24 protein-coding genes and 1 pseudogene are annotated in these 26,319 nt (G+C 63.2%); 16 read left to right on the top strand and 9 right to left on the bottom strand.

What is annotated here, in order from left to right:
• Positions 1–22 precede the first annotated feature (22 nt).
• Positions 23–1,933 carry an ATP-binding protein gene (locus X751_RS155825; RefSeq protein ID WP_023744274.1) on the top strand — a complete coding sequence of 637 codons (1,911 nt, stop codon included), beginning with the start codon at positions 23–25 and terminating at the stop codon, positions 1,931–1,933.
• Between the two features lie 68 nt (positions 1,934–2,001).
• Here the strand turns inward: X751_RS155825 and X751_RS1000000166840 are convergent, their stop codons facing one another.
• Positions 2,002–2,139 (bottom strand): hypothetical protein, encoded by a 138-nt coding sequence (locus tag X751_RS1000000166840; RefSeq protein WP_023686163.1) that lies wholly within the window; start codon positions 2,137–2,139, stop codon positions 2,002–2,004.
• Between the two features lie 276 nt (positions 2,140–2,415).
• Between X751_RS1000000166840 and X751_RS155830 the strand changes: the two genes are divergently transcribed.
• From X751_RS155830 to X751_RS155840, 3 genes are all read left to right on the top strand, one after another.
• Positions 2,416–3,720 carry a DUF6638 family protein gene (locus tag X751_RS155830; protein ID WP_023744273.1) on the top strand — a complete coding sequence of 435 codons (1,305 nt, stop codon included), beginning with the start codon at positions 2,416–2,418 and terminating at the stop codon, positions 3,718–3,720.
• Between the two features lie 16 nt (positions 3,721–3,736).
• Positions 3,737–4,861, top strand: coding sequence for a DUF2333 family protein (locus X751_RS155835; RefSeq protein ID WP_023686165.1), 1,125 nt, complete (start codon positions 3,737–3,739; stop codon positions 4,859–4,861).
• A 312-nt stretch (positions 4,862–5,173) separates the two neighbouring features.
• Complete coding sequence (locus X751_RS155840) at positions 5,174–6,853, top strand: formate--tetrahydrofolate ligase (RefSeq protein ID WP_023724983.1); 1,680 nt, start codon at positions 5,174–5,176, stop codon at positions 6,851–6,853.
• A gap of 61 nt (positions 6,854–6,914) precedes the next feature.
• On the opposite strand, the gene X751_RS155845 is transcribed toward X751_RS155840, so the two are convergent.
• Positions 6,915–8,231, bottom strand: coding sequence for a hypothetical protein (locus X751_RS155845; RefSeq protein ID WP_023691612.1), 1,317 nt, complete (start codon positions 8,229–8,231; stop codon positions 6,915–6,917).
• A gap of 521 nt (positions 8,232–8,752) precedes the next feature.
• Positions 8,753–9,391, bottom strand: a complete 639-nt coding sequence (locus tag X751_RS155850; RefSeq protein WP_023686167.1) for an isochorismatase family protein — start codon at positions 9,389–9,391, stop codon at positions 8,753–8,755.
• A 123-nt stretch (positions 9,392–9,514) separates the two neighbouring features.
• On the opposite strand from X751_RS155850, the gene X751_RS155855 reads away from it, so the two are divergent.
• Positions 9,515–10,510: a helix-turn-helix domain-containing protein gene (locus tag X751_RS155855; protein ID WP_023695825.1), complete on the top strand. Its 996-nt coding sequence runs from the start codon at positions 9,515–9,517 to the stop codon at positions 10,508–10,510.
• Positions 10,511–10,525: 15 nt separating this feature from the next.
• On the opposite strand, the gene X751_RS155860 is transcribed toward X751_RS155855, so the two are convergent.
• Positions 10,526–11,083 (bottom strand): sugar O-acetyltransferase, encoded by a 558-nt coding sequence (locus X751_RS155860; protein ID WP_023744272.1) that lies wholly within the window; start codon positions 11,081–11,083, stop codon positions 10,526–10,528.
• A gap of 153 nt (positions 11,084–11,236) precedes the next feature.
• Between X751_RS155860 and X751_RS155865 the strand changes: the two genes are divergently transcribed.
• From X751_RS155865 to X751_RS155875, 4 genes and pseudogenes are all read left to right on the top strand, one after another.
• Positions 11,237–11,698, top strand: a complete 462-nt coding sequence (locus X751_RS155865) for a membrane protein (RefSeq protein WP_023669981.1) — start codon at positions 11,237–11,239, stop codon at positions 11,696–11,698.
• Complete coding sequence (locus tag X751_RS155870) at positions 11,695–13,086, top strand: FAD-containing oxidoreductase (RefSeq protein ID WP_023744271.1); 1,392 nt, start codon at positions 11,695–11,697, stop codon at positions 13,084–13,086. Before X751_RS155865 ends, X751_RS155870 begins: the two co-directional genes overlap by 4 nt.
• A 115-nt stretch (positions 13,087–13,201) precedes the next feature.
• Positions 13,202–14,376 (top strand): annotated as a pseudogene (locus X751_RS01000000163610) (MFS transporter).
• A 91-nt stretch (positions 14,377–14,467) separates the two neighbouring features.
• On the top strand, positions 14,468–15,523 hold the full coding sequence (locus X751_RS155875) for a succinylglutamate desuccinylase/aspartoacylase family protein (protein WP_023744270.1): 1,056 nt from the start codon (positions 14,468–14,470) through the stop codon (positions 15,521–15,523).
• A gap of 1 nt (position 15,524) precedes the next feature.
• Here X751_RS155875 and X751_RS155880 read toward each other — a convergent pair whose 3' ends face one another.
• On the bottom strand, positions 15,525–16,295 hold the full coding sequence (locus X751_RS155880; RefSeq protein WP_023744269.1) for an isocitrate lyase/phosphoenolpyruvate mutase family protein: 771 nt from the start codon (positions 16,293–16,295) through the stop codon (positions 15,525–15,527).
• A gap of 321 nt (positions 16,296–16,616) precedes the next feature.
• Between X751_RS155880 and X751_RS155885 the strand changes: the two genes are divergently transcribed.
• Complete coding sequence (locus X751_RS155885) at positions 16,617–18,806, top strand: anthranilate synthase (protein ID WP_023741042.1); 2,190 nt, start codon at positions 16,617–16,619, stop codon at positions 18,804–18,806.
• Positions 18,807–18,811: 5 nt separating this feature from the next.
• Positions 18,812–19,759 (top strand): cation diffusion facilitator family transporter, encoded by a 948-nt coding sequence (locus X751_RS155890; protein WP_023683651.1) that lies wholly within the window; start codon positions 18,812–18,814, stop codon positions 19,757–19,759.
• Positions 19,760–19,765: 6 nt separating this feature from the next.
• On the opposite strand, the gene X751_RS155895 is transcribed toward X751_RS155890, so the two are convergent.
• The 3 genes from X751_RS155895 to X751_RS155905 all read right to left on the bottom strand — a co-directional run bounded on the left by X751_RS155895 (position 19,766) and on the right by X751_RS155905 (position 21,548).
• Positions 19,766–20,152 (bottom strand): type II toxin-antitoxin system VapC family toxin, encoded by a 387-nt coding sequence (locus X751_RS155895; protein WP_023744268.1) that lies wholly within the window; start codon positions 20,150–20,152, stop codon positions 19,766–19,768.
• Positions 20,149–20,394 (bottom strand): type II toxin-antitoxin system VapB family antitoxin, encoded by a 246-nt coding sequence (vapB, locus tag X751_RS155900; protein ID WP_023724992.1) that lies wholly within the window; start codon positions 20,392–20,394, stop codon positions 20,149–20,151. Before vapB ends, X751_RS155895 begins: the two co-directional genes overlap by 4 nt.
• A gap of 65 nt (positions 20,395–20,459) precedes the next feature.
• The gene (locus tag X751_RS155905; RefSeq protein ID WP_023744267.1) at positions 20,460–21,548 is read right to left on the bottom strand and encodes a hypothetical protein; all 1,089 of its coding nucleotides are present in this window, start codon (positions 21,546–21,548) and stop codon (positions 20,460–20,462) included.
• Positions 21,549–21,648: 100 nt separating this feature from the next.
• Between X751_RS155905 and X751_RS155910 the strand changes: the two genes are divergently transcribed.
• The 5 genes from X751_RS155910 to X751_RS155930 all read left to right on the top strand — a co-directional run bounded on the left by X751_RS155910 (position 21,649) and on the right by X751_RS155930 (position 25,285).
• Positions 21,649–22,077 carry a DsrE family protein gene (locus X751_RS155910; RefSeq protein WP_023683648.1) on the top strand — a complete coding sequence of 143 codons (429 nt, stop codon included), beginning with the start codon at positions 21,649–21,651 and terminating at the stop codon, positions 22,075–22,077.
• 73 nt (positions 22,078–22,150) lie between these two features.
• Positions 22,151–22,930, top strand: a complete 780-nt coding sequence (locus X751_RS155915; RefSeq protein ID WP_023669971.1) for an SDR family oxidoreductase — start codon at positions 22,151–22,153, stop codon at positions 22,928–22,930.
• Between the two features lie 79 nt (positions 22,931–23,009).
• Complete coding sequence (locus X751_RS155920; RefSeq protein WP_023691624.1) at positions 23,010–23,318, top strand: putative quinol monooxygenase; 309 nt, start codon at positions 23,010–23,012, stop codon at positions 23,316–23,318.
• An 80-nt stretch (positions 23,319–23,398) separates the two neighbouring features.
• Positions 23,399–24,487: an AbrB family transcriptional regulator gene (locus X751_RS155925; protein ID WP_023744266.1), complete on the top strand. Its 1,089-nt coding sequence runs from the start codon at positions 23,399–23,401 to the stop codon at positions 24,485–24,487.
• Positions 24,488–24,532: 45 nt separating this feature from the next.
• Positions 24,533–25,285 (top strand): SDR family NAD(P)-dependent oxidoreductase, encoded by a 753-nt coding sequence (locus X751_RS155930; RefSeq protein ID WP_023669968.1) that lies wholly within the window; start codon positions 24,533–24,535, stop codon positions 25,283–25,285.
• Positions 25,286–25,341: 56 nt separating this feature from the next.
• Here X751_RS155930 and X751_RS155935 read toward each other — a convergent pair whose 3' ends face one another.
• A complete protein-coding gene (locus tag X751_RS155935) occupies positions 25,342–26,238 on the bottom strand; it encodes a LysR family transcriptional regulator (RefSeq protein ID WP_023744265.1) in 897 nt (298 codons plus the stop codon).
• Positions 26,239–26,319 lie beyond the last annotated feature (81 nt).

Below are 26,319 nucleotides of genomic sequence, written 5' to 3'. Positions count from 1 at the left end.
GTCACATCGCGGAGCATCCTTCATGGACACCGGCCTGACCACCATTCCGGAAGCGGCTATCGAAAAGCACCGCGCAACCGCGCAAAGCTTCATCACTCGCCTCGTCGTGCTGGAGGATTCTGCGCGCGAATCCGGCACAGCACTTGCCGGCACCAATCGCCGCTTTGTCTCGACAGTCTCTGTCGGCTCGGTGCGCCGTACCCGCGAGGTCGAGCTTACCAAGACCGTCGCCGCGATCCATCCCGACGACCAGCTGATGAGCATCCCGCAGCACACGCTGTTGTTCCGCGCCCGCCGCGGCCTGGCGATTGCGCTCGCCATCTCCGACGTCTTCGCCGAGGGCTCCGACCTCGAAAGCCTCCAGGCCAAGAACACCCGCGCGCCTCTTGAGGGCGATGAGGCGGCGACCTTCAAGAAGCTTCTGTCAGCCTCGGCTTACGTTTCAGCCTTCAGCCTCGCCTCTTACCTGTTCCAGCTGATCGACAGCGACGGCGAGGCTCCCAACGATATCGCCGAACCGGACTTCCTGTTCGACACGCCGCAGGACGCGGTGAAGTCGATTGTCGCCGGGTTGGACAAGGCGATTGCAGGCTCCAAGGACGATGGCGACCTGACGACGCGCGCGCGAGCTTTTGCACGGGTCGCCATTGATGGGCTGCTGGCCCGCAAAGGCCGCTTCGACGGCATCGGTCTGTTCGAGAACGCCCATATCCGCATCGACGCCGACGATTTCACCCTCGACGGCTTCGACGTCGCGCCCGGCAAGCGCTCCAAGCCGCTGGTGATGACCTTCAAGAAGCCGGAAGAGGTCGTCGGCAACCACATTGCCAAATACCAGTCGGTCAAGCTCGCCAAGATGCTGATGGCCTACGATTTCGAGCGCGAGTTGAACCCGTTCGTCGAACTCGGGGGCTTCCTCTTCACCTTCATCGGCGACGGCGCGCCGGGCACCGGCAAGACGACGCTGATCCAGATGATCGCCGGCCTCGTCAACAATTATTGCCAGGTTGCCGGCTATCCCTTCGCCTATGAGAATTTCGGCGTCGACCAGATCTCGTCCTACCAGGGCAAATCTGGCCAGAATTGCCGCCAGTTCATCAACAATGTCTTGAACCCACGCGTCATCGGTTTCGGCACCGTCGACGACATCGACCAGGTGGCGGCCCGCCGCTCCGACGACCGCGCCTCGGCCGGCCAACAGGAAATCACCGGCGTCTTGATGGACGCCTTTGCCGGCGCCGGCACGGTGGTGCGCGGCAATTGCTCGTTCGGCATGTTTTCCAACTATCCCGAAAATGTCGACGATGCGCTGCGCCAGCGCGCCGGGGCCCGCTGGCTGGTCGACGGCCCACAGAGCCGCGACGACTATATCGACATCTTCGTCCTGCTTGCCGGCAAGAACCACAAGATCCCACTCGGCGACCACAAGCTCTACGCCGCGCAGGAGATCCAGCGCGCGGTGACCGAAGCCTATGAGGAGCACGAGAAGCCTCAGGAAGACGGGCTGATGAAGGTCTATGAGCGCTACATGAAGGAGAATGGCGCGCCGAAATCGATGGCCGACATCGGCACCTATCTGCACCTGATCAAGGATGCCGAGCCGCGCTTCACCGGCCGAGCCATCAAGAACGTCACCGACGCCATCAAGATGCGCGCCATGGACATCGAGCTGCCCGACGACTGGTTCGAGAAGCCGGAAGCCTTCATGCACAAGGGCTACGACGAGAAGAAAGCCATGATCGAGGAACTGCGTGGGCCGTTCTCGATGGACATGGTCATGCAGGAGATCAACCGCTACGCCGACTCGGAGTTCCGCTATTCCGACAAATCCGACGACGCCGCGGTGGAGAAGCTGCTGCGCGACGCACGCCTGCGCGAACGGGCGGGGCGCGAGATGGAGGAGATGAAGAAGAAGGGGCTGTGGAATGCGTGAGCTTCCTTCGCTGCCCGCGGGTGCTGAAAGGCTTGGCGCTAACGCTGACGCCCCCCTCTCCCCGTCCTTCACGGGGCGAGGGCAAGGGTGAGGGGCGGCGCATGCGTGGACCACAGATCGCTACGACCATATTGGCAGCTATCGAACAGCGCCTCGATCGGCACATCCGGACCAATGATCTTCGATTTATTGCCGCCAAAGGCCATGGGGAGACATGTCCTTGAATGCTAGCGCTGCCCCTCACCCTTGCCCTCTCCCCGTGCAGAACGGGGCGAGGGAGGCGTCAGCGTTGGCGCTTCGCCACAACAGGCAACGCCACTCGGAACGTTCTGCATGNATGCGTGAGCTTCCTTCGCTGCCCGCGGGTGCTGAAAGGCTTGGCGCTAACGCTGACGCCCCCCTCTCCCCGTCCTTCACGGGGCGAGGGAGGCGTCAGCGTTGGCGCTTCGCCACAACAGGCAACGCCACTCGGAACGTTCTGCATGAGCCACGCCAAAAAGCCCGACCTTCTCCGCGACAATGAGCTGATCTACGGCCGCTTGCTCACCGTCGACGAGCCGCACCTCATCCAGCGTTACAACAAGGCGCTTGTCGCCTTCGGCCTCAAACCGACCAAGCTGAAGAGCTTCCAGATCGACCGCACCGGCTTCTCGCCCGAAGTGGCCGAGGAATGCGGCGACTACGACTATCTCGATCCCAACGAGGTCAACCGCCGCTTCATCATCCTGACGCCGTCGCAGATCGATCTGCCGGTGGTGCACACCGCCTTTTCCAACACCTCGCAGCTGATGTTCGAGTTCATGTCCAAGAACCAGCGCGCCATCGATGCGCTGACCATCAAGGATGTCATCTACGGGGAGATCGAGGATTCCGTTCCCCTGGTCAACGACATCGAGGATCTGCTGTCGATCAGCCAGGTCGAGTTCAGGGTGCTTTCGGCCGAGGACGTGCTGGGCAAGGCCGCCGAACTCGGCAAGCTGGTCGACCGGCTGAAGCAGGAGCCCGATGCCTGGCGCGACAACACCATGCTGAGCCGTATGGTGGAGCTGGCGAAGGTCTGCGGCGATATCCGTGAGAATGCGCTGGTGCCCGACCAGGTGATCTTCCGCCACAACGCCTACTGGACCAGCCATTTCGGCGGCGTCTACGTCTTCGTCGATCCTGATATGACCACCGTCATCGGCGACCCGGCCGCCCCCGGCTTTCGCCGTTCGCGGCCCTGGCAGGTCAGCTATCTCTCGATCAACGATGCCGACAAGGTGTTCAAGTTCCTGGCCAGCACCGGCCGCATCGAACTGCCCCGCGCGTCATGGGTCGAAAGCTCGGGCTATCTCGAGCATCGCGCCGAGATGGTGGTGCGCTCTCTCATCCGCGACACAGAGCCGAACCGCAATTTGACCGAGGTCGACAAGGTCTGGCTGCAGACCTGGATCCATGGCCATGCCGATCTGATCACCAAGGACGGCAATTTCCCCTTTCTCAACGCCGCCAAGCGTGAGATCGCCCAACTCGGCCATCTCAAGATCGAGGATGTGTTTCCGCAACAGCGCTTCCTGGTCGTGCGTGGCAAGCCCGACCATCCCGACGCCTGGCTGACCAACCAGCTGATCTCGGATTTCGTGCCGCAGGACTTCGTCTCGCGTTACGTCTTCAACAAGCCGGGCTTCTACAAGGACTATGACGGCTACAGCGACGCCTGGCGGTCGCATGTTGTGGACGTTCTGAAAACCACATATTTGAAAGACAAAGTGGCGTTTCGCACGCGCCTTTACGGCCTGACTGACTGAGGGGTGAACGAGAGCCATGCTTGATCCGATCGTGAATTTCTTCACCCGCATCTTCCAATGGATAGGCCGCGGCATCGGCCTCGTCATCGGCGCGATCCTGTGGCCGTTCCTCTGGGCTGGGCGCTGGTATACGCAGCGCGGCTGGATCCTGAAGGCTGTGGTCGGCCTCGCGCTTCTGGTGTTGATCGGCCTCTACGCCAATTTCTTCTACGCCACCCAGTGGTGGAACAAGTTCGATCCCAACTACGTGGACAAATATACCTTCGAGAACCGCAACATTTCCGCCGGCGAACAGGTCGCCGCCGGCGCCGGCACCGACACCGCCAAGACCTGCGGCAATTCGGGCATCGCCCAGGTGGCGGCCGACCTGACGGACTTCAACGTCAACCAGAATGCCTGGATCTCGTCGATGATCCTCTACAAACTCGGCCTGTTCGGCATCGACTGGGACAACACGCCGTTCATGGACAACAAGGCCTCGTTCCAGCGCGGCATCAACCAGGCGGTGCGGCGTACGGCCACCGAGCTTGCCGACAATCTCGGCCGTGTTCGCACCACATCGCAGATCGACGGCGACCTGCAGGATGCGCGCGGCAATCTGCAGTTCGACGAGGAGACCTGGTATTTCGGCCTCAACCCGTTCGGCCCCAAGACGCCGACGCCGAGTTATTATCGCGATGCCGTCACCAAGCTGCGCTCCTTCAACGCCCGCCTCGGCAGCTGCCAGGCGACGTTCGATGCCCGCGCCGACAATCTGAAGCAGTATATCGACCGCATCTCCTCCGACATCGGTTCGACCTCGGCGATCCTCAAGGAGCGCGCCGAAAACCATAACAATGGCTGGTTCGACTTCCGCGCCGACGACCGCTTCTGGTTCGCCTATGGCCAGCTCTATGCCTATTACGGCCTGATGAAGGGCGCCCAGGCCGACTTCGAGGACGTCATCAAGGAAAAGCATCTCGGCAATCTGTGGGACACGATGGATGCGCAATTCGTCTCGGCGCTGCGCATCCAGCCCTTCATCATCGCCAATGGCCGCGAGGATGGCTGGATCATGCCGACGCACCTGACGACGATGGGTTTCTACGTGCTTCGCGTGCGCTCCAACATGGTCGAGATCAGCAACGTCCTGACTCAGTAGCGTCCACAGCTTTCCCGGCGAGCGATGGCGAATTTGCGCCGTCGCCTCTGTCGCATTCCGTGCATTGGGCGGCTGTTTTGAGACGGCGGAACGTCGCGTCCTCTGGCTTCTATACGGCGCGGCAACGGAGCCAGGAAGAACCGGCGACAGGTCGGCCGGCCGCGGAGACACTTTCTTCATAGGAAACATAGTTGCATGCAAGTTGACGCCGCGGGAGCGACAGGGTTAGAACATGCCCGCGCCCGGGTTCAACATGCCTGCGAGTGAGATCAAACCCGTCCCCTCCACCGTCCAATCCGAAGGAAAGCCGTCATGGCCGAAGTGAAGTCCGACATCGAGATCGCGCGCGGCGCCAAGAAAAAGCAAATCCAGGAGATCGGCGCCAAGATCGGCATCCCGACCGAGCACCTTTTGCCCTACGGCCACGACAAGGCGAAGATTTCGGCCGAATTCATCAAATCGGTGAAGGGCAACAAGGACGGCAAGCTGATCCTCGTCACCGCCATCAACCCGACGCCGGCCGGCGAAGGCAAGACGACCACCACCGTCGGCCTTGGTGACGGTCTGAACCGCATCGGCAAGAAGGCGATCGTCTGCATCCGCGAGGCTTCGCTCGGCCCGAATTTCGGCGTCAAGGGCGGTGCCGCGGGCGGCGGCTACGCGCAGGTCGTGCCGATGGAGGACATGAACCTCCACTTCACCGGCGACTTCCACGCCATCACCACGGCGCACAACCTTCTGTCGGCGCTGATCGACAACCACATCTACTGGGGCAATGAGCTCGGCATCGACACCCGCCGCGTCGCCTGGCGCCGCGTCATGGACATGAACGACCGGGCGCTGCGCGAAATCATCTGCTCGCTCGGCGGCGTCGCCAACGGTTATCCGCGCGAGGCAGGCTTCGACATCACCGTCGCCTCGGAAGTGATGGCGATCCTGTGCCTTTCCACCGACCTCAAGGATCTGGAAAAGCGCCTCGGCGACATCATCGTCGCCTACCGCCGCGACAAGACGCCGGTCTATGCCCGCGACTTGAAGGCCGACGGCGCCATGGCGGTGCTGTTGAAGGACGCCATGCAGCCAAACCTGGTGCAGACGCTGGAGAACAACCCTGCCTTCGTGCATGGCGGCCCGTTCGCCAACATCGCGCATGGCTGCAACTCGGTGGTCGCCACCACCACGGCGCTGAAGCTCGCCGACTACGTCGTCACCGAAGCCGGCTTCGGCGCCGACCTCGGAGCCGAAAAATTCTTCGACATCAAGTGCCGCAAGGCGGGTTTGAAGCCGGCGGCTGCCGTCATCGTCGCCACCGTGCGCGCCATGAAGATGAATGGCGGCGTCAAGAAGGAAGACCTCGGCAAGGAAAACGTCGAGGCGGTGAAGAAGGGCTGCGCCAACCTTGGCCGCCACATCGAGAACATCCGTCAGTTCGGCGTGCCGGCGGTGGTTGCGATCAACCACTTCTATTCCGATACCGACGCCGAGATCCAGGCGATGAAGGACTATGTCGCCTCGATGGGCGAGGAGGCGATCCTGTGCAAGCACTGGGCCAATGGCTCCGCGGGCATCGAGGAACTCGCCAACAAGGTGGTGGCGCTGGCCGAATCCGGGGCGTCGCAGTTCGCGCCGCTCTATCCCGATGACATGCCGCTGTTTGAGAAGATCAACACCATCGTCCAGCGCATCTATCGCGGCTCGGAGGCGATCGCCGACAAGTCGGTGCGCGACCAGCTCAGGGCCTGGGAAGACGCCGGCTACGGCAAGTTGCCGGTCTGCATGGCCAAGACCCAGTATTCCTTCTCGACCGACCCGAACCTGCGCGGCGCGCCGACCGGCCACACGGTGCCGGTGCGCGAGGTCAGGCTTTCGGCGGGCGCCGGCTTCGTCGTCGTCATCTGCGGCGAGGTCATGACCATGCCCGGCCTGCCCAAGGCGCCGTCCTCGGAAAAAATCTTCCTCAACGAGGCCGGCCAGATCGAAGGCCTGTTCTGAGATTTGTCTCGACAACCAAGGGCGCCGCAGCCATGCGGCGCCCTTTTGCTTGCCGGGCTTCTCACGCCACTGTCGAGGACCCGAACTTCTTGATCCCGGCGACCGACATGCTGACGAACTGGTCGAGAATGGTGAAGAAGATATCCAGACTGAACCCAAACAGGAAGGAGAAGGTGAAGAGGCTGAAGCCTATTCCCGAAGCCTCCTCTCCAAGCTTGGTGCCCGGTGCTACAAACCAGGCAAGCACCATGCCGGCCAGCGCCCCCAGTGCGATCCTGTGGATCAGCCGCGACAGCGGTGGATTGGGCAGCAGCGGATTGAGGATCATCCGCATGTGAAACATGATGGCTCCGAGCGCGCCGTAGAAGGCTGGGAGTATCCACAAGGCATATGGGCTGAGAACCTCGTCCAGCGTCTTTATCTGCGCGGTCAGCGTGTAGATCGAGTTCGGCGCGATCGTGATCACTCCGTCGCACTGCAGGCTGCGCGTTGCCTCGTCGAAATCGGCATTCACGTCCGTCACTTTTTCCGAAGACGTACCTTCAAGATTGTTCGGGTTTTTCTTTTCGGTGTTTATCTGCGCGCAATAGGCATCCGGCTGATTGGGGAGCTCCTTGAGCTTGTCTGGAGGCGTGGATTTACTCACCCCCAGCGGCTGGTCACAGAACTGGTCTATGGCACCTTGCTGGGAATACTGAGCCTGGCCCGCCGCTACGCCATCTGCCGTGGAGGTTGAATAAAATTTGCAGTACATCCATTGCATTCCCCAGATCGGGAATTGCGCGTCCTCAGTCATGAACCCTTGCGCTCTTCTCACCAGGGAGGAAAAGCGCTGGTCGAGAGCGTGAAGGCTATCTTCCGAATTGTAATAGGCGTCCTTCAGAAGCGTCAGATCCGTGGTCGAAGCCTGCTCGGACGATGCCGAGCTCAGTTGTTTCTTCGTCGCCCAAACCTGGCGTATCGCCTGTCCGAACCGTGCGCTGAAATCATTGTTGTCGATTTCTATGAGTTCGGAGTTTATCGCGACTCCCTTGTTGTAAATGTACGTCAATCTTCCGGTTACAACCATGAAAAGCACGGAAAGAGCCACGAGAAAGTACGTCGCCAGCGCGGTCTTGCGCGACATGTCACCGGGCGACCAGCCCGATCGCAGTGCCGCCAGGGTGGCAAATGGCACGGTGCCGGAACAATCGTTGAAAACCGTCTGAAGATTGACGACCTCAGGCTGGCTGGCCGTCGCATCGTCGAGCTTTTCGGCATTGCCGATGGCCGCAAACAGGGAACTGTCCTTGAACACACCGTAGCGGCCGTAGTTGGCGACCAGCTTGGCGTCCGCGATGAGTCCAGAAACGAGAGGGTCGGCCGGTGTCGTCGTCATCGTGAAATCCCCCCGCCTGACGACTACCCTAGATAGCCCGGCACATAGCCGTATTGCGACGGGCACCCGCACGGATATCCGGGCGGGCCGGGCGGCTGCGCCCAGCACCAGAAGGATTGAGTGAAGCAGATCGTCCCCGGCGCGTGCGAAGGGACCTGGGCGAAAGCGGGCCATGGCAAGAGTGCCGCGGCACCAGCCAAGGCGAGAACGACTGTAGTTCGTGCAATTCGCGCTTTCACTTGTTTCTCCCGGGGAAGTCTACCCCGTCCCACCCCTTGATCCAGATATACCGTTCCTCGGAGAGAGGCCTTCGTCTGTGAAAGACTTCACTCTGTTCTCCAGTTCCCCATCCTGAGATAGAGCCCGATCTGAGTTTCTTGCGTTTAGCCGGCTCATCATCCCGAAAGTGAATGGGCCCAGCCGAAAAGACTTCCAAACGAGGCCACGCCCCGGTGTTCGTGATCAGGAACGCCAAGGGGCGCCGCAGACTGCGGCGCCCCTGTTCCTTCGCGGCAATTTGCCTATGCAGCGTTGCGCGCCAGCGCGCGCTGGTTGGACGCATAGGGCGTGTCGCGTTCGGGCAAAGCACCGGTCTTCAGGCAATCGATCCATTCGGCGGTCTTGAGCACGGCCGCAAAGCGCGACTGCAGGATGATGGACACCACGCGGTGGATCTCCTCGGCCGAGGCGTAGCCGGCGCTGTTGGCGTAAGGCAGCGAACCGGTGGCGTCGGACAGGAACTCGACCGCAAAGCCGACATGCGCGGCGTGGATGATGCTCGACAGGTCGCAATTATGCGTCATGTAGCCGATCACCGTTATCGTATCGATGGTATTGGCGCGCAGCCACGCCTCGAGGTCGGTGCCGGCAAAGGCGCTAGGCAGTGACTTCTCGACATAGTGGTCGCGGCTTCGCCGGGCGATCTCGGGATGCAGTTCGCCGCCATGGCTGCCCTTGGCGAAGACTGGCGAGGTCTCGGGCGCCATCTGCTTGACGACCACCACCTTCACGCCGGCCGCAGCGGCGGCATCCATAGCGCGCGCGACATTGACGACGCTGTCGCGGAACGGCGGACACTGGATGGCGAGGTTGCCGCCATCATAATCATTCTGGACATCGATAACGATGAGTGCGCGGCGCGGCGTGATATTGGCGGACATGGTGTTCTCCTTCGAGCTTGAATGGGACAGGAAATAGGCGAATCGCCCGACTGCCAAAAGTGGCCCGATTGACATCAGTCGAAAGAATTGGGACAATCCGCTTTTCGCTTGCTGGAAACACGCATGGCCGACCCGATCATTGCCGTTCTCGCCTTTGACGGCATCAGCCCGTTCCACCTCTCCGTGCCGTGCGTGGTGTTCGGCACCGACCGCACCAAGCTTGGCCTGCCGCGTTTCGACTTTCGCGTCTGCGCGCTCGACGATGGAGCGATCCACACCGATGCCGGGCTGACCATCGCGGTGCCGTATGGCCTTTCCGCATTCGACGATGCCGACATCGTCATCGTTCCGAGCTGGAAGGATCTCGAGGCCCCACTTCCGCCGCCGCTCCTGGCAGCGCTCACCCACGCGCACCGGCGCGGTGCGCTGATCGTCGGCCTCTGTCTCGGCACCTTCGCCATTGCCGCCGCCGGGCTGCTTGCGGGCCGGCGTGCGACGACACATTGGGCCTCCACCGACCGGTTGCAGGCATTGTACCCGGACATCGAAGTCGACGCCGACGTGCTCTATGTCGACGACGGCGACATCGTCACCTCGGCCGGCGTCGCCGCCGGGCTCGACTGCTGCCTGCACATTGTGCGCGCGCGCTATGGCGCAGAGGTAGCGCTGCGGCTGGCAAGGCACATCGTGCTGTCGCCGCACCGGCAGGGTGGGCAGGCGCAGTTCATCGAGCGCCCGCTGGCGAAAACCCCGGCCACCGACCGCTTCACCCTGGCGCTGGACACGGTGCGGGCAACGCTCGGACAAACGCACAACCTCGACCGCGTCGCGGAGGCCGCGGGCCTGACCCGGCGCACTTTCACCCGCCGTTTCCAGAAATCGATCGGCACCAGCTTTGGCGAATGGTTGGCCGGCCAACGCACCGAACTGGCGCAACGGCTGCTGGAGGCGACGGAAAAATCGATGGACATGGTGGCCTTCGAAGCCGGCTTCGGCAGCGCCACCTCGCTGCGCCAGCATTTCGCCGCACGGCTCAAGACGTCACCGGCCCAATACCGGCGTGAATTCTCGCGGCGAGCCGGTCCGGACGAGCGCATGGCACGCACGGCTTCATACTGACCGCCCACGACGAGTTCAGCCCCGCTTGACCGCCCGCGCCGGATTGCCGACCACCGTGGTGTTGTCAGGGACGTCGCGCGTCACCACCGCGCCGGCGCCGACTATGGCGCCATCGCCGATGCTGATGCCGCCGAGGATGATGGCGCTGCCGCCGATCCAGGCGTCATTGCCGATGGTGACCGGCCGGGCAATCTCCAGTCCCGCCTGACGGCCCGCGGCCTCCTTGTGGTGCTCGGCGCAGTAGATCTGCACATTGGGGCCGAGAAGCGTCCGCCTGCCGATACGCACCGGCGCGGGGTCGAGGATGGTGCAGCCGGCATTGAGGAAGGCGCCGTCGCCGAGATGGATGTTGAAACCGTAGGCGCAGTGGAACGGCGCCTCGATCCGGGAGCCTGCGCCCGCGCTGCCGAGCAGCGCCAATAGCGTCGGGCCGATATTGCCGCGTTGCTGGGGCGGCAGCGCGTTGTGCTCGAACACCGCATCTCGCGCGATCACGCGGAGCGCCTCCAGTTCGTCGTCGATGCAGGTGTACCATTCGCCTGCAATCATCCTTGTGCGTTCGCTTCCGGCCATCACAGCGACTCCGTCCCTTCGTCGTGTTCGACTGGTTACCAAAGTACAATGCTCACTGATGGAAGAAGCACCATCGCCTACTCTCGTCAAACGCAGGACCTATGCTAGCTTGCCTCGTGGGCCAGTCCCGGGCCTGCTTTCGAGGGGATCGACATGCTCTATTTGCTTGCACTTCTGATCGGCGTCATTGCCGGTCTTCGCGCCATGACCGCGCCGGGCGCGATCGCCTGGGGCGCCTATCTCGGATGGCTGCCGGTGGCCGGCACCTGGGCAAGTTTCATGGGCCATTGGGCCGCCGTCGGTATCTTCACCATCCTCGCCATCGTCGAACTGGTCACCGACCAGCTGCCCTCGACGCCGAGCCGCAAGGTGCCGCAGCAATTCGGCGCCCGCATCCTGCTTGGCGCCTTCAGCGGCGCGGTGATCGGCGCCACTGCCGGTTCCACCATTGGCGGCCTGATTGCCGGCGCCATCGGTGCTGTCATCGGCACCTATGGCGGCGCCGAAGCGCGCGGCCGGTTGGCCGCCGCCTTCGGCAAGGATTTGCCTGCCGCCCTCATCGAGGACGCGGTGGCGATCATCGGCGGCCTGCTGATCGTGGCGGCGGTGGTATGACTGCCCAAGCCTCAGACGCCAAGACATACGACGCCATCATCATCGGCGCCGGACAGGCCGGCCCTCCTCTCGCCGGCCGGCTCACGTCAGCCGGCATGAGCGTTGCGTTGATCGAGCGCAAGCTGGTCGGCGGCACCTGCGTCAACACCGGCTGCATGCCGACCAAGACCATGGTCGCCAGCGCCTATGCCGCGCATCTGGCGCGGCGTGCCGCGGACTACGGCGTGACGTTCTCAGGCCCTGTCGGCGTGGACTACAAGAGGATCAAGGCGCGCAAGGACAAGGTCACAAACGACTCCCGCAGCAATCTGGAGACGTGGATCGCCGGCATGAAGGGCTGCACGCTTTATCGCGGCCATGCCCGCTTCGAATCCGCCAACACCGTGCGTGTCGGCGGCGACCTTCTGACCGCCGAAAAGATCTTCCTCAACACCGGCGGCCGCGCCTCGGTGCCCGACCTGCCCGGCGTCAACGACGTCGACTACCTCACCAACTCCTCGATGATGGACCTCGACGTTTTGCCTCGCCATCTCATCGTCGTCGGCGGCAGCTACATCTCTCTTGAATTCGCGCAGATGTTTCGCCGCTTCGGCTCTGAAGTCACCGTCATCGAGAAGAGTTCGCGCCTGACCGGCCGCGAGGACGAGGACGTGTCGGCGGCCATCCTGTCGATCTTCGAAAACGAAGCCATAGAAGTCCATGTCGGCGCCGACGACATCCGCTTTGCCAGACAGGGCAAGGAGATCGCCGTGACCTTCTCATCCGGCAAGCCGCCGGCGGTCGGCTCGCATGTGCTTCTGGCACTCGGCCGCACCCCCAACACCGACGATCTCGGCCTCGATAAGGCCGGCGTCGCGGTCGATCTGCGCGGCTTCGTCACCGTCGACGACCAGCTGCGCACCAGCGTGCCCGGCATCTGGGCAATGGGCGACTGCAACGGCAAGGGCGCCTTCACCCACACCTCCTACAACGATTATGAGATCGTCGCCGCCAATCTGCTCGACGACGATCCGCGCAAGGTCAGCGACCGCATCGAGGCCTATGCGCTCTACATCGATCCGCCGCTCGGCCGCTGCGGCATGACCGAGGCGGCGGTGAAGAAATCCGGGCGCAAGGCGCTGGTCGGCCAGCGGCCAATGACCCGCGTCGGCCGCGCCATCGAAAAGGGCGAGACGCAAGGTTTCATGAAAATCCTGGTCGATGCCGACACCAGGCAAATCCTCGGCTGCTCCGTGCTCGGCCCCGGCGGCGACGAGGCGGTGCACTGCGTGCTCGACCTGATGTACGCCAAGGCGCCGGTCGATACGCTGGCGCGCGCCGTGCATATCCACCCCAACGTCTCGGAGCTGTTGCCAACCATCGCCCAGGAGCTGAAGCCGCTCGCCTGACATAGCCCCGCGTCAAGCTCAGCGCTTTCTGCATTGGTGCGTTGCAGCAATGTGCATTGCGCGCGGCAAGGCTTCTCGTTCAGTCTGAATTGAACCGATTCAGTCTGGATTTTCCATGCCTTTGCCGATCCTTGCGCTTGCCATTGCGTCCTTCTGCATCGGCACCACCGAATTCGTCATCATGGGCCTGTTGCCGGAGGTTGCGGCCGATCTCGGCGTGTCGATCCCCTCGGCCGGCCTGCTGGTCACCGGCTATGCGCTGGGCGTCGTCTTCGGCGCACCCATCGTCGCCATGGCCACCGCGCATTTGCCGCGCAAGCCGGTCCTGGTCGCGCTGACGGCGATGTTCGTCGTCGGCAATCTGCTCTGCGCCATCGCGCCCAATTACTGGCTCCTGATGGCCGCTCGCGTTTTCACCGCCTTCGGCCATGGCGCCTTCTTCGGCATCGGCTCGGTCGTTGCCGCCAGCCTGGTGCCGCGCAACAAGCGCGCCAGCGCCATGGCGATGATGTTCGCGGGATTGACGCTCTCCAATATTCTCGGCGTTCCCGCCGGCACGGCGCTTGGCGAAGCCTTCGGCTGGCGCTCCACCTTCTTTGCCGTCGTTGGCATCGGCCTGATCTCTGTTGCGGCCATCGCCTGGCTGGTGCCATCCAATGTCGCCGAACCGAGCGGCGGCGGCCTGCGCAGTGAACTGCGCGTGCTGGGCAAGCTGCAAGTCTGGCTCGCCATGCTGATCGCCTCGCTGGCCTCGGCCAGCCTGTTTGCCGTCTTCACCTACATCAAGCCCTACCTTACCGATGTCTCCGGCCTGTCGACCTCCGCGGTCACCTGATGCTACTGTTCGGCGCCGGCATGACCATAGGCAACATCATCGGCGGCCGGCTGGCCGACTGGAAATTGATGCCGACGGTCATCGGCACGCTGCTTTTGATGGCAGTTCTGTTTGTCGGCTTCACGCAGTTCGGCGCTATCGCCAGCGTCGCCATCGGCGTCGTCTTCTTGTGGGGACTGCTGATCTTCGTCGTCGTGCCGCCGCTGCAGATCCGCGTCGTCGAAGCGGCTTCGGAAGGGCCGAACCTCGCCGCCACGCTCAACCAGGGCGCATTCAATATCGGCAATGCCAGCGGCGCCTGGATCGGCGGCGTGGCTCTGTCGGCCGGCGTTTCCTATGCTCATTTGCCGCTGGCCGGCGCGGTGCTGGCCCTGCTGGCGGTCAGCGTAGCCGTTGTCTCGCAGGCGCTCGAAGGATCGGCGCCGATAACGACGGTTCCGGCCGCCGCCGAATAATTCCATTGCGCCCATGGCGGCGCGAACTGGACCAATCGACAGCCCTTCGGCAAAAGTGCATGTGTTCTGCCTCTTATCCTGGAGGCATCCCATGCAGAAATCGATCGAACGCATCGCCGGCGATACCGAAGGCGTTTCCTACGAATTCCCGGTGTTCCGCTTCGCCGGCGCCGACAAGGCAGCACCTTCGGCCTATCTCCAGGCAGCACTCCACGCCGGTGAACTGCCTGGTGTCGTCGCCATCGACGCGCTGATGCCGGCGCTGAACAAGGCCGAAGCCGAAGGCCGCATCAAGGGCAGCATCACGGTCGTGCCCTGGGCCAATCCGATCGGCCGCGCGCAATATCATTTCGGCGAGCACCAGGGCCGCTTTCATCTCGGCACCCGCAACAATTTCAACCGCGGCTTTCCGTTGCTCGCAGCACCGGACGCCAAGCTTTTGCCCGACACCACGCTTGGCACCCCCGACCAGCGATTGAAGACCCGTCTGGTGCAGCTGTCGCTCGGCCACGACATCGTGCTCGACCTGCATTGCGACGACGAGGGCCTTGCCTATCTCTACGTCCACGCCAGCCTGTGGCCGGCGATGGCCGATTGCGCCGCCGCAATGGGTATCGACGCCGTGGTGTTGTGGAGCGAGGACACCGACGGCACCTTCGAGGGCGCCACGATCATGCCCTACCAGAACGTCCCCGCCAACGTGGCGAAGCTCGACCGCCGCGTTGCCACCACGGTTGAATACCGTGGCATGCTGGATGTCGACGGCGCGCTGGCAAGTTCCGATGCCGAAGGCCTTTACCGGCTGCTGGCGGCGCGCGGCGTCATCGCCGATACCGCCCTTCCCGCACCCGGCGCGTTCAAGGGCCTCGTCGCGCCGCTGGAGAACATCGACATGATGCCGGCGCCCCGGGCCGGCGCCATCCTCTACGACGTCAAGCCCGGCGACCGCGTCGCCGAGGGCGCGCGCCTCGCCACCATCGTCCACACACCGGGCGAGGCCGGTGGCCGCACCGAAGTGCTGGCGCCGCAGGACGGCGTCATCCTGACCCGCCGCTCACGCCGCATCATCCGCGCCGGCGAGGATCTCTTGAAGCTGGTTGGCAACAAGAAGAGCGCCGACGCGAGGTTAGGCACGCTGGAGGACTGAGCTAACCCGAAATCGCCAGCCGCGCCTTGGCCTCCAGCCATTCGGCCATTTGCCGGTACGGCACCGGGCCGTGGCTGACACGGGCGACACCAAGCTCGGCCAGGCGCTGGCGCGGCGGCACATGCGCCAGCGCGATGATGTTGACCGGCAATGCCGTCGCCTTGCACAGCGCCTCGATCAGACCCTCGTCGCCGAGCCCCGGCGCAAAGAAGCCGCTCGCTCCGGCTTTTTCATAAGCGTGCGCCCGCTCGACGGCCTGGTCGAGCAGCACGCTGTCATGCGCATCCGGCTTGGCCTTGAGGAAAATGTCGGTACGTGCGTTGATAAAGGCGGGAATGCCGGAAGCCTTCACCGCCGCCGCTGCCGCCTCGATGCGCTTCACCTGCACGGCGATGTCGTGCAGACCGGCGCCGCCGACGATCTGGTCCTCGAAATTGAAACCGATGGCGCCGGCCTGCAGGGCACGTGTCACCGTCTGGGTGACAGTCACCGGCTCGACGCCGTAGCCGCCTTCGAGGTCCATGGTCACCGGCAGGTCGACTGCCGCCACGATGCGCCTGATGTTGTCCAGCGCCAGCTCCAGCGGAATTTTCTCGCCATCGGCATAACCAAAAGCAGCCGCGACCGGCCAGCTTCCGGTGGCGATCGCCTCGGCGCCCGCCCTCTCGACGATCTTGGCCGAGCCCGGATCCCAGGCATTGTAGAGAACGATCGGGTTGCCCTTGACATGAAGGGCATGGAACGTGCGTGCGCGCTCGATCTGCTCGGTCATTGCTGTCTTCCCGTCTTTCCGATGTTGGACGAACAGTCTAGGCAGGACCCCAAGCCTTGGCGATGTGCCATGGGCTGCAGAAGCGGCGGCCACAAACAGGCCTTTCAAACCTGTTGCGCATCCGGCTTTTCGCCGCTATGGATTTCGCCCATGAACATGCGCTCGATCAAGACCATTTGGTGGTGGGCTCGCTGACAGCGGCCTGTTCGAACGCGTGCGCGTGAAAATAGAGGGTGGCCGCAACGGAATGTCCGGGCGGCCATTTGTTTTTTCAAAGCCATTCCCGGGTCCGTTGCCCCAACAAGCCATATGGAGACGGCAATGACGATGAAGGCTCTGGAAAACGGCGCGGAAAGCTTCGTGACCGCAGGTGGTGTCACCATCACCCGCGAACGCCACGACAAGCCTTACGCCGGTGCGATCGATGCCTATGTCGATGGCTTGAACTCGCGCCGTGGTGCGGTGTTTTCCTCGAATTACGAATATCCGGGCCGCTACACACGCTGGGATACGGCCATCATCGATCCGCCGCTGGTGATTTCCGCGCGTGGCCGCGCCATGCGCATCGAGGCGCTGAATGGCCGTGGCGAAGTGCTGCTGCCGGTGATCGGCAAGACGCTGGCCGGCATTGCCGAGGTGACGATTGCTGAAACCTCGAAAAAGCTGATCCGCCTCGATGTCGCCAAGCCCGGCCGCGTCTTCACAGAGGAAGAGCGCAGCCGCGTCCCCTCTGTGTTTACTGTGCTGCGCGCCATCACCGCTCTGTTCAAGACCGATGAAGACGCCAATCTCGGCCTTTACGGCGCCTTCGGTTACGACCTCGCCTTCCAGTTCGATCCAGTCGACTACAAGCTTGAGCGCAAACAGAGCCAGCGCGATCTCGTGCTGTTCCTGCCTGACGAGATCCTGGTCGTCGACCATTATTCGACCAAGGCCTGGACCGACCGCTACGACTATTCCGGCGACGGTTTTTCAACCGAGGGGCTGCCGCGCGACGAAATTGCCGAACCGTTCAAGACCGCCGACCGCATCCCGCCGCGCGGCGACCATGAGCCGGGCGAATATGCCAATCTGGTGCGCAAGGCGATGGACAGTTTCAAGCGCGGCGACCTGTTCGAGGTCGTGCCCGGGCAGATGTTCTACGAACGCTGCGAGACGCAGCCTTCCGAAATCTCGCGCAAGCTGAAGTCGATCAATCCGTCGCCCTATTCCTTCTTCATCAATCTCGGCGAAAACGAGTATCTGATCGGCGCCTCGCCCGAAATGTTCGTGCGCGTCAATGGCCGCCGCGTCGAGACCTGCCCGATATCCGGCACCATCAAGCGCGGCGACGACGCCATTTCCGACAGCGAGCAGATCCTGAAGCTGCTCAATTCCAAGAAGGATGAATCCGAGCTGACAATGTGCTCGGACGTCGACCGCAACGACAAGTCAAGGGTCTGCGATCCGGGCTCGGTGCGCGTCATCGGCCGCCGCCAGATCGAAATGTATTCGCGCCTGATCCACACCGTCGATCACATCGAAGGGCGCCTGCGCGAAGGCATGGATGCCTTCGACGCCTTCCTGTCGCATGCCTGGGCGGTCACCGTCACCGGCGCGCCGAAACTGTGGGCCATGCGCTTCATCGAGCAGAACGAAAAGAGCCCGCGAGCCTGGTATGGCGGCGCCATCGGCATGGTCAATTTCAACGGCGACATGAACACCGGCCTGACGCTCCGCACCATCCGCATCAAGGACGGCATTGCCGAGGTGCGAGCAGGCGCCACGTTGCTCTTCGACAGCATCCCCGAGGAAGAAGAAGCCGAAACCGAACTGAAGGCATCCGCCATGCTCTCCGCCATTCGCGACGCCAAATTGGGCAATGCCGCAGGCGCCGAACGCACCACCGCGCGCGTCGGCGACGGCGTCAACATCCTGCTCGTCGACCACGAAGACTCCTTTGTCCACACACTGGCCAACTATTTCCGCCAGACCGGTGCCAATGTCTCGACCGTGCGTTCGCCGGTGCCGGAAGAAGTCTTCGAACGGCTGAAGCCCGATCTCGTCGTGCTGTCGCCCGGACCGGGCACGCCGAAGGATTTCGACTGCGCCGCGACCATCAAGAACGCCCGCGCCCGCGACCTGCCGATCTTCGGTGTCTGCCTTGGCCTGCAGGCGCTGGCCGAGGCCTATGGCGGCGAACTCAGGCAGTTGCACGTGCCGATGCACGGCAAGCCGTCGCGCATCCGCGTCTCCAAGCCCGGAATCATCTTCTCCGGCCTGCCCAAGGAAGTGACCGTCGGCCGCTACCACTCGATCTTTGCCGATCCGGTGCGGCTGCCCGACGATTTCATCGTCACCGCCGAGACCGAGGATGGCATCATCATGGCCTTCGAACACCGCAAGGAGCCGATCGCCGCCGTCCAGTTCCATCCGGAATCGATCATGACGCTCGGCCACAATGCCGGCATGCGCATCATCGAAAACATCGTTGCGCATCTGCCGCGCAAGGCCAAGGAAAAGGCCGCCTAGAAACGATGGCGGCAACGGACAACATGGCGGCGATCGCAGCGAAGGCAGCGGCCAGGCAAAGGATCGCCAGCCTTGCCTTCTGGTCGATTGTCATCGCCTGCGTGGTGCTCGCGCTCAAGCTTGCCGCCTGGTACGTCACCGGCTCCGTTGCGCTCTATTCGGACGCATTGGAATCGATCGTCAACGTCATAGCCTCGGCCGCCGCCTATTGGGCGGTCCTGGTCAGCTACAAGCCGGCCGACCAGGACCATCCGTTCGGCCACCACAAGGCCGAGTATTTTTCGGCGGTGCTGGAAGGCGTGCTGATCGTGCTCGCCGCGCTTTTGATCCTCAACGAGGTCTGGCGCTCCTGGCAGACGCCGACCCCGCTCGAACAACCCTGGGAGGGCCTGGCGATCAACGGTGTCGCCACCGTCATCAACGCCTTCTGGGCCTGGACGCTGATCCGCGCCGGGCGCAGCGCAAAATCACCGGCGCTGGTCGCCGACGGCCGGCACATCATGACCGACGTCGTGACCTCGGTCGGCGTCTTCGGCGGCCTCGTCGGCGCTATCCTGACCGGTTGGCAGATCCTTGATCCGGCGCTTGCCGTCATCGTCGCGCTCAACATCCTGTGGCAGGGCTGGCACGTCATCGGCTCGTCGATGAACGGGCTGATGGACCGCGCAGTGGACACGACCGAACACATGCACATTCGCGACATCATCTCGGCCAATTGCAAGGGCGCGCTGGAGGTTCATGACCTCAAGACCCGCATCGCCGGCCGCGCCACCTTCATCGAGTTCCACCTGGTCGTCGACGCCGACATGACGGTCGGCGCCAGCCACGTCATTTGCGACCGCATCGAGGACGCGCTGAAGGCCGAAATCCCCTCGGTGCGCGTCACCATCCATGTCGAACCGGACGACGAGGCGAAGCTGCCGAAAGGCACGACGGCGGTGCCGTTTGCTTGAGGCGAGTTACCACGTTTCGATAGTGAGATCTTTGATCCGCTCGAATTCCCGGATATTGCGGGTTATCAGCGTGAGGTCCCGAGCACGTGCCTGCCCGCCAATCAGCGCATCGTAGGGACCAATCGGGGTTCCCAGTGCCGCAAGCCCAGCACGAATCTCACCGGCATGTCTCGCGTCGTCTCGGTCGAATTCAAGTACCGGGAACTGCAAGGCTTCGATGCGCGCCAGATTTTGGACCTTTCGCTGGCTCTTTTCAGCGCCGTAGTACAGCTCATGCAAAACGACCGCCGAGAGAGCAAAGTCTTGTGGTGCATGCCGTTTGAGCAAAGCCAGCAGACCCTCGTCGCCCGCGATGACCGCTATGACGGCATTGGTGTCGAGCAGGTAGGTCACTTAAAGAGGTCATCCAAAGCAGGTCGATCCTGACCATCCTGACGCTCCAGCGCTCCCTGGACGAAATCGTCGTCAACCGGTCCGATGACCTGGTCGAGCCATGCCCAATCCTGCGCAAGCGGCTCCAAGATGACAGTTTGCCCATGACGACGGATCGAAACCTCGTCTGCCTCGAACCGAAACTCCTTAGGCAAGCGCACAGCTTGTGACCGGCCTGACCAGAACACCTTTGCCTTGTCCATGTGCTATCCTCAAATGAGATATAGCAAAGATATATACCATGGTAGCGTCATAGACAAGATCGAACTCAACGAGTGCAGGCCGACTGCGGCATAGCCTCCAACCGGTAGACCTTGTCATCGGACTTGGTCTTGCCATCCGCCGAGCACAGATCGACAATCGCCAGGCTGCTATTGGGGTTGGCCAGCATGAGGGTGCCGTTGGCGCCGCGCTTGAGGAAGATTTCCTTTTGCGCGATATCGCAGGAAAAGTTGCTCATCTTCGAACTGGCCGCGCAGCGCCATTGATCCGCTTCACCCTGGCAGGAATAGGTCTGCGTGACCTTCGTCCCGTTCTTCCTGGTGGTCACCGAAACGGCGACATCGGAGCCGTCGGGCCAGTTGGCGACATCGCCTGAGGCAAAGGAGGCGAGTTCGACCGGCCCGCGGAAGACCCGGATCGACTGCGTCACCTGGTCGGGATGCGAGGAGAGATGCGCGGCATCGTAGTCTCGCCCGAAGCAGAAGGGTTGGTCCGGTTTCAGTCGCTCGCGCAAGGGAGCCCCAAGCGCCGGATCGATCGGGTCGATCTTGGCGAATTCAGCCTGGCAGGTTGCGGCCGGCATCGGGTCAAGACGGAAATTATCGTCCTCCGAGCCCAGCGCCTGCCGGTCATATTCGGCTTCGCCCAGTTCGTCCTCCGATCCGGCGTCGAGATAGAGATCGGACGAGACATCGGTGAGGATCAGGCGGCCTTTGTCATCGAGCTTCAGCGACGCCATGGTGCGGTCGCAGTCCATGCCGCAGCGGATCGGACCTGACTTGCCGTCCTCGGACTCGTGATTGCACCAGCCGCCGGCCCATTGCGGCGCCTTGGCGCCGCGCACCATGGTGGTGAGAAAACCGTTGTAGGAGGTGTCGGCGTTTGCCATCGGCTCCTCGTTCGGATGGCTCACCGGATCATGGCCATAGAGGAAGAAGATCCGCGCCACCTTCTGCTTTGGATGCGCCTTGAGGTGCGCCGCATCATAGACGCGGCCGAAACAGGCATCGGCGCCATTCGGGCTGAGTTCGGGTAATTTAAGCACATCGTCGGCCGCGGCCGAACCCGCAAGCGCGCCGAGCAGCACGGCGCCAAATCCAGCGCTGGCAACAACCTTCCACTTCCTGAACGCCATGTGACCCCCTCCTCGCATCGACAGGACGTAACGTGAATTTATGCTAGTATCATGGCCGCAGCCACGCAATTTGCGGGGAGCGCCAAGCCGAGAGGATGCCATGCGTCGACGCGACATGTTCCGGGCCAGCCTTGCCGGTGCCGCCGGCCTGTTCGGGCTGAGCCGGGCCGCCGCCGCTGAAGACAGACCGAAGGTCGCTTATCACCTCAGCGACCTCGATAAGGTCAACTTCGTGCTCGGCAACATCAAGAACCACTATGAAGGCACCGGCGGCAATGTCGACATCGTGTTGGTCGTGCATGGTCCGGCCCTTGCCGGCTTCAAGTCGAAAGGCCTATCGGCGGCGATCTCGGGACGCTTTGCCGGCCTTGTCCAACAGGGCCTTGAGCCGCATGCCTGCGGCAACACCATGCAAGGCATGGAGATCACGCTTGCCGACCTGCTCGAGGGCTTCCACGCCGCCGACAAGGGCGGCGTCGTCAAGCTCGCCGAACTGCAGCGCCAGGGCTACGCCTATCTCCGGCCCTGAGCCGCCACGGGCTTGAACGTGAAGGCCATGAGAGCCTACGAAGGGTGGCCAAACAGCCCGAAGGAAAGTGCTCATGACCGCGACCACCCTCGTCATCCCCGATCTTGCCGGCAAGGCGGTGCTGGTCACCGGCGCTTCGACCGGCATCGGTGCCGCCCTTGCACTGGCCTACGCCGCCCAGAAATGCCGGGTCGCGCTGCACTACAATTCGAGCCGGAAGGCCGCAGAAACGCTGGCCAAAACCATCCGCGACAGCGGCGGTGAGGTGTTCCTGACACAGGGCGACTTCTCACAGGCAGCCGATGTCGAGCGGGTAGTCGAGGAGAGCGCCGAAAAATTCGGCCGGCTCGACGGGCTGGTCAACAATGCCGGCGGCATGCTCGGCCGCGTGCCCTATGCTGAGCAGACCGAGGCGCACTACGACGCGGTGATGGACCTCAACGCCCGCTCGGTGCTGACGGCCTCGCGCAAGGCGATGCCATGGCTGAAGAAGCAGGGCGGCTTCATCGTCAACACCTCGTCGATCGCGGCGCGCAATGGCGCTGGCGGCGGCGCCGGGCTGTACGGTTCGGCCAAGGCCTTTGTCTCCAATGTGACGCGCGGCATGGCCAAGGAACTGATCGGCTTCGGCATCCGCGTCAATGCGGTGGCGCCGGGCACCATCGCGACACCCTTCCATGAGCGCTATTCCACCGACGAGCAGATGAAGGGCATGGTCGCCACCATTCCTCAAGGGCGTGCCGGCACGGCCGAAGACTGCGTCGGCGCCTATCTGTTCTTGTCCTCCGATCTTTTGAGCGGCTACATCACCGGTCAGGTCATCGAGGTGAACGGTGGCCAGTTGATGCCGTGAGCCGGCAATTGCATACTGCGTCTCGCAACCATGCATGTCGTGCGCACGTTTGCTGAGGTTGGAAGAAAGGGGAGAGGCAATGTACGGATTGATCGGAAAGATGCGGGCGGCGCGCGGCCAGCGCGACGCGATCATGGATGTGCTGCTCGCCTCGACCGGCGCCATGCCGGGTTGCCTGAGTTATGTCATCGCCCGCGACCCGGCCGATGCCGACGCGATCTGGGTGACCGAAGTGTGGACCGACGCCGCAAGCCACAAGGCTTCGCTGCAACTGCCGGAGGTCCAGGCAGCGATCGCCAAGGCCCGGCCGATCATCGCCGGCTTCGAATTCCAGGTCGAGACCCATCCGGCCGGCGGTTTCGGCCTGCCCGCCATCAAGAACGAGTGACATCCCAACGCGGGGTCGGGGTCGTGAATTTCGTCCGAGACAGCGTTCGCATTTTTCTCTTCCAGGTCTAAGACCCAAACATGGACTCTTCGCCAGACCAACCGGCCGTCGAACGCATGGCGCGCATGCGTCCGGTTCGGCAGTGGCTGGTGCTGCTGATCGTCTCGCTGCTGTTCGCCGGCGCGCTGGAATACGCCGCACTGCCGGCGGCGCTGCTGATCGGCCCGATGCTGGCGGCGATCCTTGCCGGCACCAATGGCGCCACGGTGCGCGTGCCGCGGCCGCTGTTCGCCGCCGCCCAGGCCTTGGTCGGCTGTCTGGTCGCGGCGTCGATCTCCACCGACATTTTTTCGGTGTTCTACAAGGAATGGCCGCTGGTCCTTGTCGTGGTGCTGGCGACCCTTGCGGCGTCCAGCCTGCTTGGCTGGTTGATCAGCCGCTGGCGCATCCTGCCCGGCACCACCGCGGTCTGGGGCTCGTCGCCGGGGGCTGCCACTGCCATGGTGCTGATGGCCGGTGCCTTCGGCGCCGATCAGCGCCTCGTCGCCTTCATGCAGTATCTGCGCGTCATCTTCGTCTCGATGACGGCGGCGCTCGTCGCCAAGATGTGGGTCGACACGTCGGGCATCGAGGTACCAGCCATCGTCTGGTTCCCGCTGATCGAACCGGCAGCCTTTGCCGCCACGCTCGGCGTGGCGCTGGTCGGCGGCCTGCTTAGCCGGTTGTGCCGGCTGCCGTCACCCTTCTTCCTCGGCACTTTCATCTTTGGCACCATAGTCCATCTCGGCTTCGGCGCGGCGATGCAATTGCCGCCATGGCTGCTGGCGCTCTCCTATGCGATGGTCGGCTGGTCGATAGGGCTGAACTTTACCCGGGCGATCCTGCGCCATGCGACACGGGCGCTGCCGCAGATCGTCGGCTCTATCGTCGTGCTGATCGCCTTTTGCGGCGGGCTTGCGTGGCTGATCAGCCACGTCCTCGGCATCGATCCGCTGACCGCCTATCTCGCGACCAGCCCCGGCGGCATGGACAGCGTCGCCATCATTGCCGCCGCCGCGCAGAACGTCGACATATCCTTCGTCATGGCCTTGCAGTCGACCCGCTTCCTGGTCGTGCTCATCGCCGGGCCGAGCATAGCGCGGCTGGTGGCGAGAGCCGTCAGGGACTGAGATTCAAATATCCAGGGAAGAGGAAAAGTGCCCATGAAACGTCGTGTGAATGCCGTCGATCTCTCAGGCCGGGTCGCCGTGGTGACCGGCGGCGCGCAAGGCATCGGCCTTGCTGTCGCCCGGCGACTGCTGTCATCGGGCGCCAGCGTCGCCATCTGGGATGTGGACGAGACCGCCATGGCGAAGGCCGTTTCCGAACTCGCCCCGCTCGGCCGGGTCGAGGGTTTGCTGTGCGATCAATCGCTGATGGAGGCCGTCGACAGCGCCGCGACCGAAACCGAGCGCTCGCTTGGTCCGGTCGATCTGCTGGTAAACAATGCCGGCATCGCCGGACCGGCAGCGACGGTGGCGGATTATGATCCTGCCGCCTGGCGTCAGATAATCGACATCGACCTCAACGGCGTCTTCTACTGCTGCAAGCGCCTGGTGCCCGGCATGATCGCGCGCAGCTACGGCCGCATCGTCAACATCGCCTCGGTCGCAGGCAAGGAAGGCAATCCGAATGCCGCCGCCTATTCCGCCGCCAAGGCCGGCGTGCTCGCGCTGACAAAATCGCTCGGTAAGGAACTGGCCGGCCACGACATCGCCGTCAACGCGCTGACCCCATCGCCCGCCCGCACCCGCATCCTCGAACAGCTCACTGAGGCCCAGGTCGCCTACATGCTGGGCAAGGTGCCGCGAGGCCGGTTCGTCGAAGTCGAAGAGGCGGCTGCGATGATCGCCTTCATGCTATCGGACGAAAATTCCTTCACCACCGGCGCGACCTTCGACCTGTCTGGCGGCCGCGCCACCTACTGAGAAGCAGAGCTATTCCTCGCTGTCTTCGTTATCGCCGTCGGCCGCGAAGGACTAATTCAAGAGCCGCCCAGCGTCGCGGCAAGCCGGTCGGGAAGGAAATCGACGAAGGCGCGAACCTTCGGCGACAAATGACGATTGGACGGCCACAGCAACCGGAACTGGCCGCGGCCGTCGACATGGTCGTCCAGCACCGTGCGCAGCAGGCCGTCACGCAGCGCCTCGCGGACCAGGAAATCGGGCATCGAGCTGATGCCGAGCCCGGCCATCGTGGCGCCCTTCAGCGCCTCCGTGTTGTTGCAGGTCAGCATCGAGCGGACCTGCGGCTCGGCGCTGCCGCCGATGAACGGCCAGCCTTGCAGCTTGCCGCTGTTGGGAAAGCGGAAGCGGATGCCGTAATGGTTCACGAGATCGTCCGGGCGGCTCGGGTTGCCGTGCTGCTCGATATAGGAGGGTGCCGCACACAACAGCAGCCGGAAGGGTGCAAGCGGCCGCGCCACCAGGCGCGAATCCGGCAGGTTGCCGCTGCGGATCGCGATGTCGACGCCTTCGTCGATGAGGTCGACGATGCGGTCGTTAAAGTCGATGTCGAGTTCGATTTCGGGATAGCGCGCCATGAACTCGGACAGCACCGGGAACAGCAAATGATAGGTCACGATCGGCGTCGAAACGCGCAGCCGCCCATGCGGTGTTTCGCGGCTCCGCGACAGCATCGCCTCGGCATCGTCGATGTCGTCGAGGATGCGCCGCACCCGCTCGTTGAACAGCTTGCCCTCTTCGGTCAGGCCGATGCGGCGCGTGCTGCGCTGAAGCAACCTTACGCCGAGATCCTGCTCGAGCCTGGCGACGCTCTTGCCGACGGCCGATGCCGAGATGCCGAGCGTGCGGCCCGCAGCGATGAAGCTGCCGAACTCAGCCGTGCGGGCAAAGGCCAGGAGCCCATTGAGGCGTTCCATCGCATCTCTCGATTCGAGCGTTTCAGTCCGGTATATCTGGAGATTTAACACTATTTTTCTCGAAGTGTCGCGAGCCTATCT

It is taken from the genome of Mesorhizobium sp. LNJC394B00 (genome assembly GCF_000502555.1).
Lineage (GTDB): Bacteria > Pseudomonadota > Alphaproteobacteria > Rhizobiales > Rhizobiaceae > Mesorhizobium.
The sequence above is the reverse complement of the archived record's forward strand: the minus strand, read 5'-3'. Positions and strand labels throughout refer to the sequence as shown.

Coding starts and splice junctions, on each gene's coding strand:
- X751_RS155925 (WP_023744266.1), top strand. CDS start 23,399: ATGGACTCTTCGCCAGACCAACCGGCCGTCGAACGCATGGCGCGCATG.
- X751_RS155935 (WP_023744265.1), bottom strand. CDS start 26,238: ATGGAACGCCTCAATGGGCTCCTGGCCTTTGCCCGCACGGCTGAGTTC.
- X751_RS155875 (WP_023744270.1), top strand. CDS start 14,468: ATGCAGAAATCGATCGAACGCATCGCCGGCGATACCGAAGGCGTTTCC.
- X751_RS155850 (WP_023686167.1), bottom strand. CDS start 9,391: ATGTCCGCCAATATCACGCCGCGCCGCGCACTCATCGTTATCGATGTC.
- X751_RS155865 (WP_023669981.1), top strand. CDS start 11,237: ATGCTCTATTTGCTTGCACTTCTGATCGGCGTCATTGCCGGTCTTCGC.
- X751_RS155840 (WP_023724983.1), top strand. CDS start 5,174: ATGGCCGAAGTGAAGTCCGACATCGAGATCGCGCGCGGCGCCAAGAAA.
- X751_RS155825 (WP_023744274.1), top strand. CDS start 23: ATGGACACCGGCCTGACCACCATTCCGGAAGCGGCTATCGAAAAGCAC.
- X751_RS155920 (WP_023691624.1), top strand. CDS start 23,010: ATGTACGGATTGATCGGAAAGATGCGGGCGGCGCGCGGCCAGCGCGAC.
- X751_RS155915 (WP_023669971.1), top strand. CDS start 22,151: ATGACCGCGACCACCCTCGTCATCCCCGATCTTGCCGGCAAGGCGGTG.
- X751_RS155890 (WP_023683651.1), top strand. CDS start 18,812: ATGGCGGCAACGGACAACATGGCGGCGATCGCAGCGAAGGCAGCGGCC.
- X751_RS155905 (WP_023744267.1), bottom strand. CDS start 21,548: ATGGCGTTCAGGAAGTGGAAGGTTGTTGCCAGCGCTGGATTTGGCGCC.
- vapB (WP_023724992.1), bottom strand. CDS start 20,394: ATGGACAAGGCAAAGGTGTTCTGGTCAGGCCGGTCACAAGCTGTGCGC.
- X751_RS155830 (WP_023744273.1), top strand. CDS start 2,416: ATGAGCCACGCCAAAAAGCCCGACCTTCTCCGCGACAATGAGCTGATC.
- X751_RS155855 (WP_023695825.1), top strand. CDS start 9,515: ATGGCCGACCCGATCATTGCCGTTCTCGCCTTTGACGGCATCAGCCCG.
- X751_RS155845 (WP_023691612.1), bottom strand. CDS start 8,231: ATGACGACGACACCGGCCGACCCTCTCGTTTCTGGACTCATCGCGGAC.
- X751_RS155880 (WP_023744269.1), bottom strand. CDS start 16,295: ATGACCGAGCAGATCGAGCGCGCACGCACGTTCCATGCCCTTCATGTC.
- X751_RS155910 (WP_023683648.1), top strand. CDS start 21,649: ATGCGTCGACGCGACATGTTCCGGGCCAGCCTTGCCGGTGCCGCCGGC.
- X751_RS155860 (WP_023744272.1), bottom strand. CDS start 11,083: ATGGCCGGAAGCGAACGCACAAGGATGATTGCAGGCGAATGGTACACC.
- X751_RS155885 (WP_023741042.1), top strand. CDS start 16,617: ATGACGATGAAGGCTCTGGAAAACGGCGCGGAAAGCTTCGTGACCGCA.
- X751_RS1000000166840 (WP_023686163.1), bottom strand. CDS start 2,139: ATGGCCTTTGGCGGCAATAAATCGAAGATCATTGGTCCGGATGTGCCG.
- X751_RS155835 (WP_023686165.1), top strand. CDS start 3,737: ATGCTTGATCCGATCGTGAATTTCTTCACCCGCATCTTCCAATGGATA.
- X751_RS155870 (WP_023744271.1), top strand. CDS start 11,695: ATGACTGCCCAAGCCTCAGACGCCAAGACATACGACGCCATCATCATC.